Genomic DNA, 16448 nt, shown 5'->3' with positions numbered 1-16448 from the left:
GCGACCGGCGCCCTCAGCGCCCCTTGCGCCCCTTGCCCAGTTCCGCGCCGATCGAGCCGTGCAGCCGCAGCCGCACGCCGCGCGGCAGCCTTCTTTCCGGGAGGTCGCGCCCCAGCGTACGCAGCGCGCACGCCAGCGTGGGATCCCGTCGGCACTCCGCACAGGAGGCGATCATCTGCTTGAGCCGCAGGCACAACCGCAGCACGAAGGGATCGTCCGCTTCGATCATCCGACCCTGTCCATCTTGAGGACCCGAAACAGCCGCTCCTCGACTTCGCCGGGAACGGTGGACGACGGGATGGTGTGGTACAGCTCGACGGTGCGCCGGAGGGTGTTGACCTCCAGCCGGCAATGCTCGCAGGCGCTGAAATGCTCCTCGAGCTGCTTGCAGATCTCGCCCGCGACTTCCTGGTCCAGGTAGTCGGAAAGCCGGGCAAGAACGTCGAGACACTTCATTGCTTCATCGTCCTCTGCGCGCGCGCGTCGTGCCGCTCGCTGAAGTACCTGGACAGGTCCTTGCGCAACTGCAGGCGGGTCCGGTGGAGCCGCGACTTCACGGCGGCCACGCTCAGGTCCAGGATCTCGGCCACTTCGGAGTTGCTCAATCCTTCGATGTCGCGCAGGAGGAAAACGGTTCGCATGTCGTCGGGAAGCCCTCCGATGGCCTCCTCCATCTTCTTGCGCAGCTCATTGTCGAGGACGTCGGCGAGGGGATTGGCGCTGAAGTCCGTGAGCTCCATGGGGGCCTGGTCATCGTCCCGGGGCTCGTCCAGGGAGATGAACACCGGCTTCTTCCCGCGCAGCTTCATCAGCGCGAAATTGGTCGCGATGCGGTACAGCCAGGTGCCGAACTGGGAATCACCCTTGAAGTTCGGCAGCGCGCGGTAAGCGGACAGGAAGGTCTCCTGCAGCACGTCTTCCGCGTCCTCAGGCTGGCGCAGCAGGCGCAGCGCGAGGTTGTAGATCTTGCCCTCGTAGCGCTGCACCAGGAAGCGGTAGGCGGCCTGTTCCCCGCCGCGCACCACGTCCACCAGCTCGAAATCGGTCAGCTTTGCGAACTCAGCCATGCGCAGGGACGGAACTCCACGGCTCGGGTAAGGGGAAGTTCCCGGGTGCCGAATCCATCCTCCGACTGGAAGTTTGGATGCGACAATGGGGCGACGGATTCGACTTCCCGCAAGTGTAGCACAGCGTCTGCGCCGGGACACCGATCTCATCAGGGGCTGGCGCCGGGGCGCTCGCGGGCCCGCGGAAATGCGCCGCCGGAGGCGCGACGCGCGCCACCGCGCGGGATCCCGCGTCGGCGGCAGGCGACCCTACGAGAGCCCGGCGAACGGTCCCTCCGCGTGAACCGCGACGCCGTCCACGAGCACCAGCACCGGGCGCACGGTGGCGAGGTCCGCGCCACCCTCCAGGTCGCGTGCAGAGCGGTCCACCACCACCAGGTCGGCGGGAAGGCCCGGCGCGAGCGATCCCGGCAGGGCCCGCATCACGCGTCGCGGCGCTGCGGTCATGGCGTCCAGCGCGCGCCCCAGGGGGACCGCACGTTCCGGCGCGTGCGCGGGACTGCCCGCGTCGCCGGGCCGCACCGCCGCGGCGAGCGTGGCCCACGGGTCCAGTGGCTCCACCGGCGCGTCGGTGCCGAACAAGACCTCGGCTCCCGCCGCCGCCAGCACGCCCCACGCGTAGGCCAGCCGGCAGCGCCCGCCCCACTCCGCCAGCGCCCGCACTCGGTCGGTCAGGAAGTGCACCGGCTGCATGGAAGCCGCGATGCCCGAGGCGGCGAAGCGGGGCAGGTCGGACCCGGAGACGATCTGCGCGTGCTCCACCCGAAGCGGCACGTCCGCGACGCGGCGCGCCGCCTCCAGCGCCTCCAGGGCCGCGCGCACCGCCGCGTCGCCGATGGCATGGATGGCGGTGCCCAGGCCGGCCCTCGCGGCGCGCACCGCCAGTTCCCGAAGCTCCCCGGGGGGCGTGGCCCACTCGCCCGTGCCGCCGGAGGCGTACGGCTCCAGCATCCGGGCGGTGCGCAGCCCCAGCGTGCCGTCGGCGAAGAGCTTGAGGCAGCCGGTGCGCAGCCGTTCATCGCCCTCCCCGGTGCGGGCGCCCGCATCCAGGTGCGCTTCGAGCTCCTCGCGCGGGAACATGTGCGTGACGCGCAGCGTGAGCCCGCCGCCGGCCCGCAAGCCGCGCAGCGCCTCCCACTCCCCCGCGCCCTCGAAACTGTGGACCTCCACCACCCCGAACCGGTGCGCCTCGCGCTGGGCGCGCAACAGCGCCTCGCGATCCTCCGCAGGGCCGGGGGCGCCAATCGCCGCGGTGACCGGCTGGCGCGCGGTCTCGAACAGGATGCCGGTGGGCTCGCCGTCGGCGTCGCGCTCGAAACGGCCGCCCGGCGGGTCGGGCGTGGACCGCCCCACCCCCGCGAGGCGCAGGGCCTCGGTGTTGGCCCACGCCGCGTGAGTGTCATGGGTGCTGATGTAGGCGGGGTGCCCGGAACAGACGTCGTCCAGCGCGCGGCGGTGCGGGCGGGCCACGCCGAGCGAATCGGGGTGCAGGCCCATGGCGAAGAGCCACTGGCCGGGAAGCAGCGCGGCGGCGCGCCCGCCCAGGCGCGCGCGGACATCGTCGAGGCCGCACGCGTCGCGCAGGTCCAGCCACGCGAGGCGGCGCCCCCACGGCAGCAGGTGCACGTGGGAGTCCACCAAGCCGGGGAGCACGGCACGGCCGCCGAGGTCCAGGTCCCCGGCGCGCCCCGCGGGAGGATCCCGGTGCACCTCGACGATGCGCCCGGATTCGAACCCGATCCCCGCGGCCCACCTCGCGTCCCCGCAGCCGGTCCACACACCGCAGTTCACCAGTCGCGTGCGTCGGATGAGATCCTCCCTGCCCGGTGTCCGGCCCGAAAATGCGAACCGCCGCAAAGCTCACGCTTCACGGCAGTCCAAATTCAAGGAGGCTACCCATCACCTGCGGGGTCCGGTCCTACTCATCCACCCGGCTAACAAAGGGCACGTCCGCTTCGCTAATTTCTGGGTGGCAAGGCCGGATCCGAAGGAACAGGCAACCTCGCTTCGCTCACATGTTGAGTCCGACATGAGTAAGTTTCCGGGAGGGCAGAAACCTTGTCAACGGGGAAAAGGTGAGTCGGGAGTATCCACCGCGAACCTGCCCCGACCGGAAAGGCGGTATCCGTTCGATTTCCGCAAAAGTGACGGTCGCCCGCGGCGAGGCCGGGATGCGGGACCGAGGCGAGGAGACCGCTCCCCGCACGCGCGGGAGCGCGGGCCCAGGGTGGCCACTTCGGTATCCCCGTCGCATTCGGCCACACCGGGAGCCGGGAATTCGGCCGGACCGTCAGGCCGCCACCGCCTCCGCTGGCGAGTCCAAACGTTTGCGGAACAACGTGCTGCGGAGGTTCTCCAGCGTCGAGCAGCCGCCCACGTAGGCGAAGCCCGCCGCGAACAGGCCCAGGAATGGGGCCGCCTCGTAGCGGCCCAGGTCCACGGCCTGCGCGCAGGAACATGCGAAGTAGACTGCCAGCAGCAGCTCGGCGAGCGCCCACCGGTCGAGCCGGGCGCGGTAGCGCCGCCCTCCCCCGGGCCGGGTCCTGCCCCGCACGCTCCACTTGGGGGTGCGACGGAATTCGTCGCCCGGCCGGGCCGCGCGCGAAAGCCCGCAGAACACCGCCCGCGTGGCGTTCAGCGACATGCCCATGCCCACCACCATCATCGCCGGCAGGCACAGCCACCGCCGCGGCGCATCTCCCGCGCGAGCGGCGAGCGCGCCCGCGAAGAAGCCCACGAACGCCGCCGTGGTGAAGGCGTAGGCCAGCGCCACCTGCATCGGCGGCGCGCCGAAATCCCGGCCCGGCAGCCACATCAGGGGCAGCATCAGCAGCGCGGGCACCAGCGCGGCGGGATAGGCCAGGTTGCCGAGCAGGTGGAAGCACGCCTCGAACTTGCGCGCCGGCGTCTCGCGCGAAGCCAGCAGGCGGGGCAGCAGCTTGCGCGCCGTCTGCATCGAACCACGGGCCCAGCGGTGCTGCTGGCTCTTGAACGCGTTCAACTCCACCGGCAGCTCCGCATCGGCCACCAGGTCCTCGAGGTACACGAAGCGCCAGCCGCGCAGCTGCGCGCGGTACGAGAGGTCCAGGTCCTCGGTCAGCGTGTCGTGCTGCCAGCCCCCGGCGTCCATCACCGCCTCGCGCCGCCACACCCCGGCGGTGCCGTTGAAATTGAAGCAGGCGCCCGAGCGGCTGCGCGCGCGCTGCTCCACCAGGAAATGCCCGTCCAGGAAGGCGGCCTGCACCCGCGTCAGGAGCGAGTAGGGCTCATTCAGGTGTCCCCAACGGGCCTGCGCCATCCCCACGCGCGGGTCGTCGAAGGCGCGCACCGCCCGCCGCAGGAAGTCCGCGGGGGGGACGAAGTCCGCGTCGAACACCGCGATCAGCTCCCCGCGGGCGACCTCGAGGCCCGCTTCCAGCGCGCCCGCCTTGTAGCCCGCCCGGTGGGCCCGGTGCAGGACGCCCACGTCACATCCCCGGGCGCGCAGGGCCGCGGCGCAGGCGCGCGCCTCCCCGGTGGTGTCGTCGGTGGAGTCGTCGAGCACCTGCACCGCGAGGCGCGCACGCGGGTAGTCCATCGCCGCGACCGCCTCCATGAGGCGGCGCACCACGTAGCGCTCGTTGTGGATCGGAAGCTGCACGGTCACGGAGGGCAGGCCCGCTAAGGCGGCCGGGGGAAACGCGTGGGGATCGCCGGAGAGGCCCCCGGAAAGGCATCCGGCCCCCGGCCCGGCTGCCCCGGCCGCGGCACGACCGTGCCTGGACCGCCACAGCAGCACCAGGCGGTGCGCGCCGACGGCCACCAGCACTGCCTGGCACGCGACGAAGATCGCGAAGATCAGCGCGGGCACGAACGGCATGGGGCTCCCGCTGCGCGCGGATGGGGTGAAACCGGACCCCGCACGCCGGGATGGTGCGCGGCGGCCTGGGGTCCCGCGCGGACTCCGCGCGGGACCGTGGGGCCCGGTCGTGAGTCCTCGGCGCCCGCGCTCAGGCGTAGGATGGAGGAGTGCCGCCCGAGCGGACGTAGGGCTCCGAGAAACCCTTCTCCGGCCCGTCCAGCAACTTGTCCTTGGTGTAGATCATCGCGGCGCGCGAGTACTCCGCGAACTCGTACTCCTTGCCCAGGACGATGGCGTCCTCGGGGCAGGCCTCTTCGCAGTAGCCGCAGAAGATGCAGCGCAGCATGTTGATCTCGTAGACCTTTGCGTAGCGCTCGCCCGGGGAGACGCGGTTGCCCGGCTTGTTCTCCGCGGCCTCGATGAAGATGGCGTCGGCGGGGCAGGCGGCCGAACACAGCTTGCACGCCACGCAGCGCTCCAGCCCGTTGGCGTAGCGCTGCAGGTGGTGCCGCCCGCGGAAGCGCGGGAACATCGGCATCCGTTCTTCGGGGTACTTGAGCGTGATGGGCTTCTTGAACATCTCCCGGAAGGTGACGCTCAAGCCCTGGAGCAGCGCGCCGATCAAGGCAGTAGCCTCCTTGTGAACCGTGTCGCGGCCTGAAAGGCCCTTGTCAGGCTACAGCTTAGGGGGATGGGTCGGACCTGTCAATTGGCCCCGGGGCGGGCTCCATGTCCACCTCGAGGCCGCCCACACGCGGGGCCAGGAAGTTGTAGACGGCGGACCCCACCAGCCCGTAGATGCAACCGAGAATACCGTACATCAGGGGCAGCCCCAGCACCGCGAACACTCCCAGGGTCATTACTTCACCGCCAAAGCCGGACGTACCGCGGGAGAGAAGCGAGAAGGAGGTTCCCACGATCATCGACACGGAAACCACGCCTCCCACCACCAGCCCCGCGCAGGCCCCCATCACCCCGGAGATCCTGGCAGCGGAGACGACGTTGATTCGCTTCAGGACCATCCTGGACCTCCCTTCCGGCGCGGCCGGCGCCGGGGTTGCATGCCTGCCCTACAATTCCAGGGTCCCGCCGGGCTTGAGGACCGTGCAGTCTGCCAGGCGCTCCACGCGCCTGGAGAACGCGGCGGCGTCCTGGCGGATCAGCTCGAAGGTGTCGTAGTGCATCGGCACCACCCGGTTGGGCTTGATCATACGCACCGCCTCCACCGCGTCCTCGGGGCCCATGGTGTAGTTGTCGCCGATGGGCATCAGCGCGAGGTCGATCTTGTTGAGCCGGCCGATCAGCTCCATGTCGCCGAACAGCGCCGTGTCGCCGGTGTGGTAGACGGTCTTCCCGCCCATCTCCACCACGAACCCGCACGGGGTTCCGCCGTAGACCACGCCCTGCGGCGTCTCGATGCCCGAGCCGTGCCAGGCGGGCGTGAGCTTGACCCGCCCCCACTCGAAGCGGTGCGCGCCGCCGATGTGCATCCCGTGGCCCTCGGCCCCCTGCCCCACGCACCAGCCCACCACCTCGTAGCACGAGATGACCGGCGCCTTGCACCGCTTCGAGAGCGGGATGGCGTCGCCCAGGTGGTCGCTGTGGCCGTGGCTGACCAGCACCGCGTCCACGGACAGTTCATCGGCCTGGATGGGGCATGCGGGGTTGCCGGAGAGGAACGGGTCGATCACCACCGTGTGTTTCCCGTCGGAGAGCGTGAAGCACGAGTGACCGAGGAATCGGACCTTCAACATGCGGGGACCTCCTTGGTCCGCTGGCGGCGCGGCCGGTGCGCGGCCTGCCGCGGGCGCGGCCGCTACAGCCGCGGCAGCGTGATTTCCGTCTGGCCCTGGTACTTGCCCTTCTTGTCCGCGTAGGAGACCTCGCACTCGCCGTCGGCGGCGAAGAAGATCACCTGCGCGATGCCCTCGTTGGCGTAGATCTTCGCCGGCAGCGTGGTGGTGTTGCTGATCTCCAGCGTGGCGTAGCCCTCCCACTCCGGCTCGAAGGGCGTGACGTTGGTGATGATCCCGCAGCGCGCGTAGGTGGACTTGCCCAGGCAGCAGGTGAGCACGTTGCGCGGGATGCGGAAGTACTCCACGGTGCGCCCCAGCGCGAAGGAGTTGGGCGGGATGATGCAGCAGTCGCCCTTGACCCGGTACAGGAAGCTGGCGTCGAACTTCTTGGGGTCCACCACCGAGGCGTTGACGTTGGTGAAGATCTGGAACTCGTCGGCGATGCGGATGTCGTAGCCGTAGCTGGAAACCCCGTAGCTGATGGTGCCCTCGCGCACCTGGCGGTCCACGTAGGGCTCGATCATCTTGTGCTCCAGGCTCATCTTTCGGATCCACCAGTCGGGCTTCACGCCCATGCTCGCCTCCGTACCCTCTCGGGGGTCACCGGGATTCGCGGGAGCCCGGGGCGGCCGTCCCGGACACGTCATGCAGGCCCCGGGCACGGTACTGCTGCCCGAAGCTCACGTAGTGCTTCCAGTTGCCATCCATGTACTGCCGCAGCCGGTCGGGCAGCTCGCGCACCCGACCCGGCACGCCCACCACCAGGGAGCCGGGGGGCACGATCATCTTCTCGGGAACCAGCGTGCCGGCGGCCACCAGCGAGCCCTCGCCGATTTCGGCGTGGTTGAGCACGCGCGAGCCGATGCCGATCAGGCAGCGGCGGCGCACGGTGCACCCGTGCAGCACCACCCCATGACCCACCGTCACCTCCTCCTCCACCACCGTGGGCACGCCCTCGTCCACGTGAACCACCGTGCCGTCCTGGATGTTGGTGCGGGCCCCGATGCGGATGCGGTCGCTGTCGCCGCGCAGCACGGCGCCGTACCAGATGCTGGCCAGCTCGCCGATCTCCACGTCTCCGATCACGACGGCGCCGGGTGCCACGAACGCCGTGGGATGCACGCGCGGCGCGACCCGCAGCCCGGGCAGCGGGGAATCGAAGCCTTCGTTCATGGTTCCTCGGGCAGCGCGCCGGGCGCCAGGTACGGGTTGTCCGCGCGCTCCGCGTCCACCGTGGTCGCGGGGCCGTGTCCGGGGTGCAGCACGGTGGGGCCCGGGAGCGACAGGATTTCCCGGCGGATCGAGCGCGCGAGCGCGCGGGCGTCCCCGCCGGGCAGGTCATGGCGCCCCACCGAGCCGGCGAACACCAGGTCGCCCACCAGGGCGAACCCGGGCCCCACGAACACCACGCCGCCGGGGGAATGCCCCGGCGTCTCCGCCGCGCGCAGCTCCAGCGTGCCGGCCGTGAACCGCTGGCCCTGGACGAGATCGCGCAGCCGGCCGGGGGGCTCGTAGGGCTCCAGTCCGTAGCGCTCGCAGGTTTCGGCGAGCCGCTCGATGAACACGCGATCGGCCGGGTGCAGGTGGGTGTCCACGCCGAAGGCGCGCTCCAGCTCCGCCACCGCACCCACGTGGTCCAGGTGGCCGTGGGTAAGCAGGATGGCCTCCACCGCGAGACCCTGCGCGGCCACCGCCTCCTGGATGCGCCGCGGCTCGTCGCCGGGATCGACCACCAGCGCCCGCCCGCCCCCGGAGACGATGTACGTGTTGGACTGGAATGGACCCACCGGGAAGCACTGCACCCCGGGGCCGGGGCTCATATGACGTTGACCTCGGCGTGCACCTCGCCGCGCTGGAACCGCTCGAACGAGAGCGCCGCCAGCTCCGCCGGCAGCGGCTCGCCCACAGCCGCGCCCGCGACCAGCCGGCCCGCCTCCGGGGCGTGCATCAGCCCGTGGCCGCTGAACCCGTTGGCCAGGAAGAAGCCCCCCACGCCCGGGACCGGGCCCAGCACCGCGTGGTGGTCCGGGGTGTCCTCGTACAGCCCGGCCCAGCCCTTGAACGGCTCCGCCTCCTCCAGCGCGGGAATGCGGTGCATCGCCAGCTCGAACATCCGGTACAGGAACTCGTCGTCCACGTTCTCGTTGAAGCTCGGGGGCTCGGCCTTGTCGGCGAGCCCCATCAGCATGCCGCCGCTCTCCTGGTGCATGTACACGCCGGAGCCGAAGTCCACCACCATGGGGAAGCGCACGTCGAGGAAGGCCAGCTTGCGCGTGGTGAAGATCTGCCGGCGCACCGGCTCCACGGGCAGGTTCACGCCCGCCCACGCGGCGACCTGCCTGGCCCACGGGCCCGCGGCGTTCACCACGGCCCGGGTGGCGATGGGGCCCTGCGAGGTGGTGACTCCGGCCACCCGGCCACCGGCCATCTCGACACCGGTGACCTCCACCTCGGTGAGGATCTCCGCGCCGTGCGCCTTGGCGGCACGGGCGAAGCCCTGCGTCATCTCGTGCGGGCTGGCCAGGCCGTCGGTGGGGCAGAACGTTGCGCCCACCACGTCGTCCACCCGCAGTTGCGGAACGATCCCGAGGGCTTCCTGGGCGCTGATCATCCGCGCGTCCACCCCCAGCGAGCGCTGCAATTCGACGTTCTTCCGGAAGTGCTCCAGGTGCGCCTCGTTGTCCAGCACGAACAGGTAGCCGTTCTGGAAGAAGTCGCACGGCACCCCGGTCTCCTCCTCGAAGCGCTCCAGGAACTTCACGCTCTCGCGGGAGACGATCACGTTGGCCGCGGTGGAGAACTGCTGGCGGATCCCGCCCGCGCACTTGCCCGTGGACTCGGTGCCCAGGAACGCGTTGCGCTCCAGCACCACCACCGAGCCGGCCTTGCGCCGGGCCAGGTGGAACGCCACGGACAGCCCGATCACCCCGCCACCGATCACCACGAAGTCCGCCTGCCTCACCTTGCCTCCTTACGCCGCCCCGCCGCGCCTGCGCGCGCGCTTCTCGGCCCCGCTTCCCGTGGCGGCCAGGCCTGCCCGCGCCGGGAGCCCCTTCCGGGAAGTTCCCGCCGCCGTCCCCGCCTGCCTCCCCTCCGCCCTCTCGATCCGGCGCCACGCCGTTCGCAGGCGCAGCGCGTCCTCCTCCAGCACCGGGCTCTCGCACACCAGCCAGCCGCCCGCGCGATGGTCCCACAGGGCCTGGAGCAGCTCCCGGTACAGGAAGTCCGCCTCCGGCAGCGGCAGGTGGCGGCGTTCCCCGGCCGGGCCATACTCGATTCCCGACACGTGCATGTGCAACCGCCCCAGGGCCTCGCGGCCCAGAGCGCGGCGCACCTTCCCCAGCGTGGTCGAGAACGACTTGTAGCCGTTCTGTCCCCCGCCGTGGCGCGCGTGGTGATGGGAAAAGTCGATGCAAGGATAGACGCCCGGCACCTCTTCGCTCAAGCGCAGAAGGTCCTCCAGGGAACCGTACTGGGTGGGCTTCCCGGTGAGCTCCGGGCGGACCTCGATGTCCAGCCCGGCGTCCCGCACGCGGGCCAGGAGCTCGCGCAGCCCCGCGCGCACGGTGGCGTGCACCTCCCCGGGCGGGTCCCCGTGGGTGAACGCGGCATGGAAGGTGAAGCTGGAAGCGCCGCACAACGCACCCACGCGCGCGGTCTGGAACAGCCGCTCCACGCTGGCGCGGCGCACCGCGGGGTCCCGGGAATTGAAGTTGATGTAGTAGGGGCCGTGCACCGTGAGCGATACGGAGTGCTCCGTGGCTGCCGCCGCCACCTTCGCGGCGGTTTCCTCCCCCATGCGCACGCCGTTCACGAACTCCAGCTCCATGTGATCGAGGCCCAGCTCACGCACGCGGCGCACCCCGGCCTCGGTGCTCCGGGCAGCCGCCGACAGGGGCACGCCGGCGGGGCCGATGCGAAGTTCCGGCCGCATTTCAGGCGGCCGTTCCGCGCAGCTGCGTGCGCGCCGCGGCCAGGACCGACTCGCGGGCGCCCGCCCAGGGCCCGTCCATCAGGATGCCTGCCGCGTGCACGTGCCCGCCGCCGCCGAACTGGGTGGCCAGGCGACGCACGTCCACCCCCACGCGCGAGCGCAGGCTGACCTTGAGCCTCCCGGACGCCAGTTCCATGAACATGATCACGATCTCCACGCCGTCCAGCGTGCGGGGCAGGTCCACGAAACCGTCCACGTCCTCGGGGCGCGCGCCGGAGCCGCGCAGGTGCTCCTGCGTGATGATCATCCACGCCAGCCGCCCGCCGGACTCCACGGTCAGACCCGAAAGGGCCATGCCCAGCAGGCGCAGCACCTCCGGCTTGTTCTTCTCGTAGACCTCGTGCTGAACCTGCGGCGGTTCCACCCCGGCGGCGAGCAGCTCGGCGGCCAGCATGTGGGTGCGGGGACTGGTGTTGGAGAAGCGGAAGCCGCCGGTATCGGTGAGCACGGCGACGTAGAGGGGCAGCGCCACGTCCGGAGTCAGCGCCTGGTCGCCGTCGAGGACGCGGGCCAACTCGTAGATCAGCTCCCCGGTGGAACTGGCGGCGGTGTCGATGATCGCGGCGTGCGCCGGGAAGTCGCCCTCGGCATGGTGGTCGATGCACACGCGGCGCGCCGGGGCGCCCAGCAGGGGGTCCATGAGCCGGCCCAGCCGGTCCGACTTGCTGACGTCCACCACCGCCACCACGTCGGCGTCCCGGATGGCGGCCGCGGCCCGGCCGTCGGGACTGCACCGGATCTCGCCCTGGGGGTCCAGGAAGCGGAAGTTGTACGGCACCTCGTCGGGCAGGACGGCGTGCGCCTCGATCCCCCGCCTTCGGAGCAGGCGCATCAGGCCCACCTGGCTGCCGATGGCGTCGCCATCCGGATGGATGTGCGTGGCCACCACCACCTTGCGGGCGCCGGACAGGATCGACGCAACGTCCTTCCATCGGGCGCGGTCGATGGCCAGGCCCCCGGGCACGGCGTTCTTTTTCTTCATGGCTGGAGAATAGCCTCGGGCGGGGCGGGGCACAAGCCGGGCGGAGCGGAGACCGGTCGCGGGAATGCGGGGGGGAACCCTTGGGATCAGGCGGCGTGCCGGGCGCGGGTCGCCGGCAGGAGGAATCGGATGGTGGTCCCCTCTCCGGGCGCGCTCTCCGGCCAGATGCGGCCGCCGTGCAGCTCCACCAGCTCGCGCGAGATCGAGAGCCCCAGCCCGGTGCCGCGCGCCTTGCGCGTGGCCTCGTTGTCCAGCCGCTCGAAGGGACGGAACAGGTGCGGGAGCTCCTCCGCCGAGATGCCGGCGCCGCTGTCGCGCACCGCGACGTGCAGTCCCTCCGGCGTCTCCTCCACGGACAGGGCCACGTGGCCGCCCTCCGGGGTGAACTTCAGCGCGTTTCCGAGCAGATTGAGGACCACCTGCTGGAATCGGTCGGGGTCCGCCGACCACGCTGCCGGCGCCCCGGCGGCTTCCACCCGGATGGCGATGTCGCGGGAGGCCGCCTCGGCGGCGAGAAGGTCGGCGCACTGGCGCAGCGCCGCGGCCGGATCGAAGTCCGCCCGGCGCAACTCCACCTTCCCGGCCTCGATCCGCGCGAGATCCAGCAGGTCGTTCACCAGCCGCACCAGCCGGTCCACGTTCTGGTGGATGATCCCCAGGACCTCCGCCTGCTGCTCCGCCACGGGCCCGAGCATGCCGGCCTGCAACATCGAGACGGCGGTCTTCGCCGCGGTCATGGGGGTGCGCAGTTCGTGCGCCGCCATGGCCAGGAAGCGCGACTTCGACTCGTTGAGCTCGGTGAGGCGGCCGCGCGCCTCCTCGAGCTCGCGCCCCGAGCGCTCCAGCTCCTGGTTCAACTCGGTGATGTACTGGTTGGTGAATTCCATCGCCGCCGCCCGCTCCTCGATCTCGCGGGCGTGCAGTCGCGTCTCGGTGACGTCGCGGATGCCCAGCCGGAGCATGCCGGGGCCCCGGCCGGCGGCCACGATCACCTCCGCCACGCGCGTGTCGCCGGCGACGCCCACGAAGTTCATTTCCACCCCGGGCACGCTCGCGGAGCCCGAGATCCGGGCGTAAGCCAGCGCGGAGACCAGCCTGGAGAGGGCCTGGGCCTGGCGTTCGCGATCTTCCTCGGCCCAGAATTCCGGCAACGAGGCACCCACGAGCGAGCCGCCCGGAGGGGTGGGTGCCAGCGGGGTGCCGGACGCGCCCGCGCGGGCGGTCACGACTCGCAGCGACGCGGTTTCGACCTCCAGCTCGAGGTCGAGCAGCCGCTCCAGGAGTGGATCGGGTGCCGGCGCCACCGCCGTGGGCCCGTCCCCGCGCGGAACGCGAACAAACGGGCCCACGGCCGCGCAGAACGCGGCCGCCCAGGATCGAAGGATGTGCATGCCAGGATGGAGTATCGGGCCGGAGCAGCGCCAACTTAACGCGCGCTCCCGCCTCAGGCCAGGCGCGTCCGGCGGGACACTTCGCGCAGCGCGCGCAGGTTGGCCAGCGGGGTCTCGGGGGGAATGGAGCAGCCCGGCGCCAGTACGAACCCCCGGCCCCCGGTGGCCTGCAGCGCGGAGGAAAACTCCCCCAGCGCGGCCTCGGGGCTGTCCTCCTGCAGCGCGGCCTCCTGGCTGATCCCGCCCAGGGCGGCGCCGCGCAGCCATGCGGTGGATCCCAGCGCGGCGTTTCCCGGTTCGGTGGAGGCCCAGCTCCATCCCTGCACCGGGTAGTCCGCGAAGCGCTCCACGAAGCTGCGCGCGCGGCAGACGTGCAGGATGTTCAGGGAGGCGTCGGCGACGGCCCCCAGCACGGCCATGTCATCCTCGCGGCTCCAGGTGGCATAGTCCTCCGGGGTCCAGAGATCGTGCGAGGCGAAGGCCGTGGTGGCGTAGAAGATGCCCGCCGCACCCCGGCGCACCGCGGCCGCCGCGAAGTCCCGGAAGGTGTCGCGAACGGCCCCGAGCGCCGCACGCACCAGGTCCGGGTGCGTCCGCGCGGCCGCCACCACCGCGTGCTCGGACTCCGAGGCGTATTTCAGGACCGAGAGCGGGTTGAACACCGTCATGAGCACCGGCACGTCCGGGAACTCGCGGGCCACGCGCTCCACCACTCCCAGGTGCCCTGAGAGGACTTCCGCGCGCTCGGGGTTGAGGCGGCGCAGGCTCGCGAGGTCCTTCGGCCCGCGCACCGGGAAGTCCGTCCGGACGCACTTGGTGCCCGGCGGATCCGGGTAGCGGTAGCGCACGCCCCAATCCTCCACGTGGTACTGGGCGCGGGGGTTGATCTTGATGAAGTCCCAGCCGCCCGCGCGCTGGAAGCGGATGGTGTGCTCGGCGAGGCCTTCGAAGCTCTGCTCGGCCTCGTAGTGGTGGCCCCAGAAGGATGCGGGCACGTGGTCCACGCGGGCCCCGGCACAGGCGGCCAGCATTCGCTCTCTCGGGGTCATGGTCCTCCTGCCAGGTGTGTGGGGCGGCGGGGCGGAGGGTGCTGGCGTGCACCGATGTCGCCCGCTTCCGCACGATGCCAGAAATCCCCCAGTTCCTGCAACGAAAACACGCGATGCTTGCGATATCGTCGCCAAAACTGTATGGTTGAATAATCAAACTGGCCCCGGGAACGGGGCCAGCCACATGAAGGTTCGCCCCCGGAGTCCGACATGCCCGGAGAAGTTCGGCAGGATACTCCAGCCTTCGACGTGGTTCGCCTGGGTGCCCGCATCAAGGAGGCACGGCTCGCGCGCCACCTCCCGATGCGCACGGTCGCCCAGATGGCCGGCGTTTCGGTGACGCACATATCCCAGATCGAGCGGGGGCGGAACTGCCCCACCATCGGGGCTCTGGCGCGGATCGCGACGGCCCTGGGGATCACGCTTCACTATTTCCTGGAGCCGGAGACGCGACCCGAGGTGCGCATGGCGGTCCGGGGCAGCGTGCCGGACATGCGACCCAACGCCACGAACACCCGCCTGCTCGGAGCCTGGATCTCGCAGGGCATCAGCGGGGGCCGGCTCCACGTGGTACGCGGCGCCCTTCACCCCGCCGACTCGGTGGACGACGCGGAATCCGTCTGCGTCCCGGCGATGCAGACCTTCTACGTGCTGGAAGGCTCGCTGGATGTCTGGATCGGTGACGAGTGCCGGTCGTTCTCCACCGGCGACGCGTTCGTGGTACAGCCGGCGGTGCGATTCCGGATGCACAATCGCGGCCCGTCGCCGTGCGAGATCCTCTCGGTGGTCAGGAACGAACAGAGCCAGTGGATCCCGGGCCGCGGCGAACTCATAGCCCGGAGCCTCGAAGAGCTTGCCTAGCGTGAGACGCCCCCACGTCCACCACCCCAGAGGGACCCCCCGGTCCCGGCGGCGCCGACATTGCGCCCCGATGAGGTCATGGCCCACATGAAGAAACTGGACTCCCCCCCCCGGAAGCCCCTGCGGCAGCCGCCGCGTGATGCCCTGGCTGCGCGCGCGGACACTCCCGTGGCAGCCCGGGACGAGTTCCTGCACCCTTCCGGATTCTCCCAGGTGGACCTGGGACAGCGCCTCCGCGACGCCCGACGGGGCGCGCAACTCACGCTCCAGCAACTTTCCCGGCTGAGCGGGTACTCCGTGACGCACCTCTCCCAGGTGGAGCGGGGCCACGCGTGTCCCACCATCGGGGCACTGCGCCGGATCAGCAGTGCCATCGGCCGGGACATCCGGACCTTCCTGGAGGCCAGCCCGCTGCCGGAGGTCTCCATGGTGCGCAAGGGCGAACGGCAGCGACTGCAGCTGGAGTCCTCGCACGAGCAGGTCGAGATCGCCACCCGAAGAGTCCCCGGCGGTGAGATCCAGGCCGCCGTGCACGTGGTTCGCCCGTTCGCCGGCAAGGAGCCGCCCCAACCGTCGGTGGCGGAGAATGCCCGGTACTTCTACGTCCTCCGGGGCCGGCTCGAGCTGCAACTCGAGGACCGTCCGGTGACCTGCGAGGCCGGCGACGCGGTGCACGTCTCGGGCGGATCGCAGCTGACCTTCCGCAACACCGAACGGGAGGCTTGCGAGCTGCTGGTGATCGCGCTGGGTGCCGCCCTGTAGCCGGCGCCGCGCGGGGGGAGGTTCCAGGCGAGGGGAGGCCACCGGGCCTCCCCTCGCGCTGTCCGGGGCCGGTCGCGCCCGACGGGCCCGCGGCCCCGCGCCGACTCAGGGGGCCTCCTCCCCGGAGGCGCGGCTCGCCTTCGCCGCTCCATCCCCCTTGCCGGACTGCTTTGTGGCGGGCTCTAGGCCCAGCGCCGAACGGGTGTCGCGATTGAGCCTCCCGGTGGCCTTGAGACCCCGGCTCTTCTGGAACGCGCGCACCGCCTCATGCAGCTCGGGGCTCCATGCCCCCCCGGTGTCTCCCTTGTAGAACCCCAGCTTCTGCAGAGCCACCGCGGCGCGTCCCACCTCCTGCGCGCGGGCGCCGCTGCGCACCGACGCCTGCTCGCCCGACGCGCGGGCCGCCGCGCGTCCGGCGGCCGCCGGTCCGGGCATCCACGCTGCTGCGATCGCCAGGGCCAGCACCGCCCACCACCCCACCGCAACTTCCTTGCGCATCTCCTGGTCGTCCTCCCGGGGGTAACACTCGGGTGCGGATCCCGCAATTGCAGGAGCCGTGCCGCGGGGTGGCCGGCACGGGCCGGGAGCGGAATCACTGTCAGGAAGGGAGAATGGAGGGCGGATCCGGCAGGCGGGGACCGAGCGGAACCGGGCAGGGGGAGCCGGCGCGCGGACCGGGCGCGCACGCGGGTGGTCACCGTCCCC

18 protein-coding genes and 1 pseudogene are annotated in these 16448 nt (G+C 71.3%); 2 read left to right on the top strand and 17 right to left on the bottom strand.

All coding sequences use genetic code 11. The features are described from left to right. Positions 1-13: 13 nt before the first annotated feature. The 16 genes and pseudogenes from HZB25_00630 to HZB25_00555 form a co-directional block, all read right to left on the bottom strand. Positions 14-229 carry a hypothetical protein gene (locus tag HZB25_00630; GenBank protein ID MBI5835723.1) on the bottom strand — a complete coding sequence of 72 codons (216 nt, stop codon included), beginning with the start codon at positions 227-229 and terminating at the stop codon, positions 14-16. Then, positions 226-456: a zf-HC2 domain-containing protein gene (locus HZB25_00625; GenBank protein ID MBI5835722.1), complete on the bottom strand. Its 231-nt coding sequence runs from the start codon at positions 454-456 to the stop codon at positions 226-228. The genes HZB25_00630 and HZB25_00625 overlap by 4 nt, the downstream gene beginning before the upstream one ends. Beyond that, on the bottom strand, positions 453-1067 hold the full coding sequence (locus tag HZB25_00620) for a sigma-70 family RNA polymerase sigma factor (GenBank protein MBI5835721.1): 615 nt from the start codon (positions 1065-1067) through the stop codon (positions 453-455). The genes HZB25_00625 and HZB25_00620 overlap by 4 nt, the downstream gene beginning before the upstream one ends. Before the next feature lie 249 nt (positions 1068-1316). After that, positions 1317-2846, bottom strand: coding sequence for an amidohydrolase (locus HZB25_00615; protein MBI5835720.1), 1530 nt, complete (start codon positions 2844-2846; stop codon positions 1317-1319). Positions 2847-3357: 511 nt separating this feature from the next. Continuing rightward, positions 3358-4926, bottom strand: coding sequence for a glycosyltransferase (locus HZB25_00610; GenBank protein ID MBI5835719.1), 1569 nt, complete (start codon positions 4924-4926; stop codon positions 3358-3360). 130 nt (positions 4927-5056) lie between these two features. After that, positions 5057-5533, bottom strand: coding sequence for an NADH-quinone oxidoreductase subunit NuoI (gene nuoI, locus HZB25_00605; protein ID MBI5835718.1), 477 nt, complete (start codon positions 5531-5533; stop codon positions 5057-5059). A gap of 58 nt (positions 5534-5591) precedes the next feature. Beyond that, on the bottom strand, positions 5592-5930 hold the full coding sequence (locus tag HZB25_00600) for a hypothetical protein (GenBank protein ID MBI5835717.1): 339 nt from the start codon (positions 5928-5930) through the stop codon (positions 5592-5594). Between the two features lie 48 nt (positions 5931-5978). Next, positions 5979-6659 carry a metal-dependent hydrolase gene (locus HZB25_00595; protein ID MBI5835716.1) on the bottom strand — a complete coding sequence of 227 codons (681 nt, stop codon included), beginning with the start codon at positions 6657-6659 and terminating at the stop codon, positions 5979-5981. 65 nt (positions 6660-6724) lie between these two features. Then, positions 6725-7279, bottom strand: coding sequence for a dCTP deaminase (locus HZB25_00590; protein ID MBI5835715.1), 555 nt, complete (start codon positions 7277-7279; stop codon positions 6725-6727). A 25-nt stretch (positions 7280-7304) separates the two neighbouring features. Beyond that, positions 7305-7877: a gamma carbonic anhydrase family protein gene (locus HZB25_00585; protein ID MBI5835714.1), complete on the bottom strand. Its 573-nt coding sequence runs from the start codon at positions 7875-7877 to the stop codon at positions 7305-7307. After that, positions 7874-8524 carry an MBL fold metallo-hydrolase gene (locus tag HZB25_00580; GenBank protein ID MBI5835713.1) on the bottom strand — a complete coding sequence of 217 codons (651 nt, stop codon included), beginning with the start codon at positions 8522-8524 and terminating at the stop codon, positions 7874-7876. The genes HZB25_00585 and HZB25_00580 overlap by 4 nt, the downstream gene beginning before the upstream one ends. Continuing rightward, complete coding sequence (locus HZB25_00575) at positions 8521-9666, bottom strand: FAD-binding oxidoreductase (GenBank protein MBI5835712.1); 1146 nt, start codon at positions 9664-9666, stop codon at positions 8521-8523. The genes HZB25_00580 and HZB25_00575 overlap by 4 nt, the downstream gene beginning before the upstream one ends. 141 nt (positions 9667-9807) lie before the next feature. Further along, positions 9808-10638, bottom strand: a pseudogene (locus HZB25_00570) (TIM barrel protein). 1 nt (position 10639) lies between these two features. Next, positions 10640-11680, bottom strand: coding sequence for a DHH family phosphoesterase (locus tag HZB25_00565; GenBank protein MBI5835711.1), 1041 nt, complete (start codon positions 11678-11680; stop codon positions 10640-10642). Between the two features lie 86 nt (positions 11681-11766). Further along, a complete protein-coding gene (locus HZB25_00560; protein MBI5835710.1) occupies positions 11767-13071 on the bottom strand; it encodes a HAMP domain-containing histidine kinase in 1305 nt (434 codons plus the stop codon). A 53-nt stretch (positions 13072-13124) separates the two neighbouring features. Then, a complete protein-coding gene (locus HZB25_00555) occupies positions 13125-14120 on the bottom strand; it encodes a hypothetical protein (GenBank protein ID MBI5835709.1) in 996 nt (331 codons plus the stop codon). A gap of 210 nt (positions 14121-14330) precedes the next feature. Between HZB25_00555 and HZB25_00550 the strand changes: the two genes are divergently transcribed. Both HZB25_00550 and HZB25_00545 read left to right on the top strand, forming a co-directional pair. Next, positions 14331-14981 (top strand): helix-turn-helix domain-containing protein, encoded by a 651-nt coding sequence (locus HZB25_00550; protein MBI5835708.1) that lies wholly within the window; start codon positions 14331-14333, stop codon positions 14979-14981. 87 nt (positions 14982-15068) lie between these two features. Beyond that, a complete protein-coding gene (locus HZB25_00545; protein ID MBI5835707.1) occupies positions 15069-15743 on the top strand; it encodes a helix-turn-helix domain-containing protein in 675 nt (224 codons plus the stop codon). A gap of 105 nt (positions 15744-15848) precedes the next feature. Here HZB25_00545 and HZB25_00540 read toward each other — a convergent pair whose 3' ends face one another. Continuing rightward, entirely contained in the window at positions 15849-16241 is a 393-nt protein-coding gene (locus HZB25_00540; GenBank protein MBI5835706.1) for a peptidoglycan-binding protein, read from the bottom strand. Positions 16242-16448: the final 207 nt, after the last annotated feature.

It is taken from the genome of Candidatus Eisenbacteria bacterium (assembly GCA_016235265.1).
Lineage (GTDB): Bacteria > Eisenbacteria > RBG-16-71-46 > RBG-16-71-46 > JACRLI01 > JACRLI01.
This window is presented reverse-complemented; position numbering and strand designations above follow the sequence as displayed.

Bases quoted from the DNA above. Each gene is read 5' to 3' on its own strand.
- HZB25_00630 (MBI5835723.1), bottom strand. From the start codon at position 229: ATGATCGAAGCGGACGATCCCTTCGTGCTGCGGTTGTGCCTGCGGCTC.
- HZB25_00625 (MBI5835722.1), bottom strand. From the start codon at position 456: ATGAAGTGTCTCGACGTTCTTGCCCGGCTTTCCGACTACCTGGACCAG.
- HZB25_00620 (MBI5835721.1), bottom strand. From the start codon at position 1,067: ATGGCTGAGTTCGCAAAGCTGACCGATTTCGAGCTGGTGGACGTGGTG.
- HZB25_00610 (MBI5835719.1), bottom strand. From the start codon at position 4,926: ATGCCGTTCGTGCCCGCGCTGATCTTCGCGATCTTCGTCGCGTGCCAG.
- HZB25_00600 (MBI5835717.1), bottom strand. From the start codon at position 5,930: ATGGTCCTGAAGCGAATCAACGTCGTCTCCGCTGCCAGGATCTCCGGG.
- HZB25_00590 (MBI5835715.1), bottom strand. From the start codon at position 7,279: ATGGGCGTGAAGCCCGACTGGTGGATCCGAAAGATGAGCCTGGAGCAC.
- HZB25_00585 (MBI5835714.1), bottom strand. From the start codon at position 7,877: ATGAACGAAGGCTTCGATTCCCCGCTGCCCGGGCTGCGGGTCGCGCCG.
- HZB25_00580 (MBI5835713.1), bottom strand. From the start codon at position 8,524: ATGAGCCCCGGCCCCGGGGTGCAGTGCTTCCCGGTGGGTCCATTCCAG.
- HZB25_00565 (MBI5835711.1), bottom strand. From the start codon at position 11,680: ATGAAGAAAAAGAACGCCGTGCCCGGGGGCCTGGCCATCGACCGCGCC.
- HZB25_00560 (MBI5835710.1), bottom strand. From the start codon at position 13,071: ATGCACATCCTTCGATCCTGGGCGGCCGCGTTCTGCGCGGCCGTGGGC.
- HZB25_00555 (MBI5835709.1), bottom strand. From the start codon at position 14,120: ATGACCCCGAGAGAGCGAATGCTGGCCGCCTGTGCCGGGGCCCGCGTG.
- HZB25_00550 (MBI5835708.1), top strand. From the start codon at position 14,331: ATGCCCGGAGAAGTTCGGCAGGATACTCCAGCCTTCGACGTGGTTCGC.
- HZB25_00545 (MBI5835707.1), top strand. From the start codon at position 15,069: ATGAAGAAACTGGACTCCCCCCCCCGGAAGCCCCTGCGGCAGCCGCCG.
- HZB25_00540 (MBI5835706.1), bottom strand. From the start codon at position 16,241: ATGCGCAAGGAAGTTGCGGTGGGGTGGTGGGCGGTGCTGGCCCTGGCG.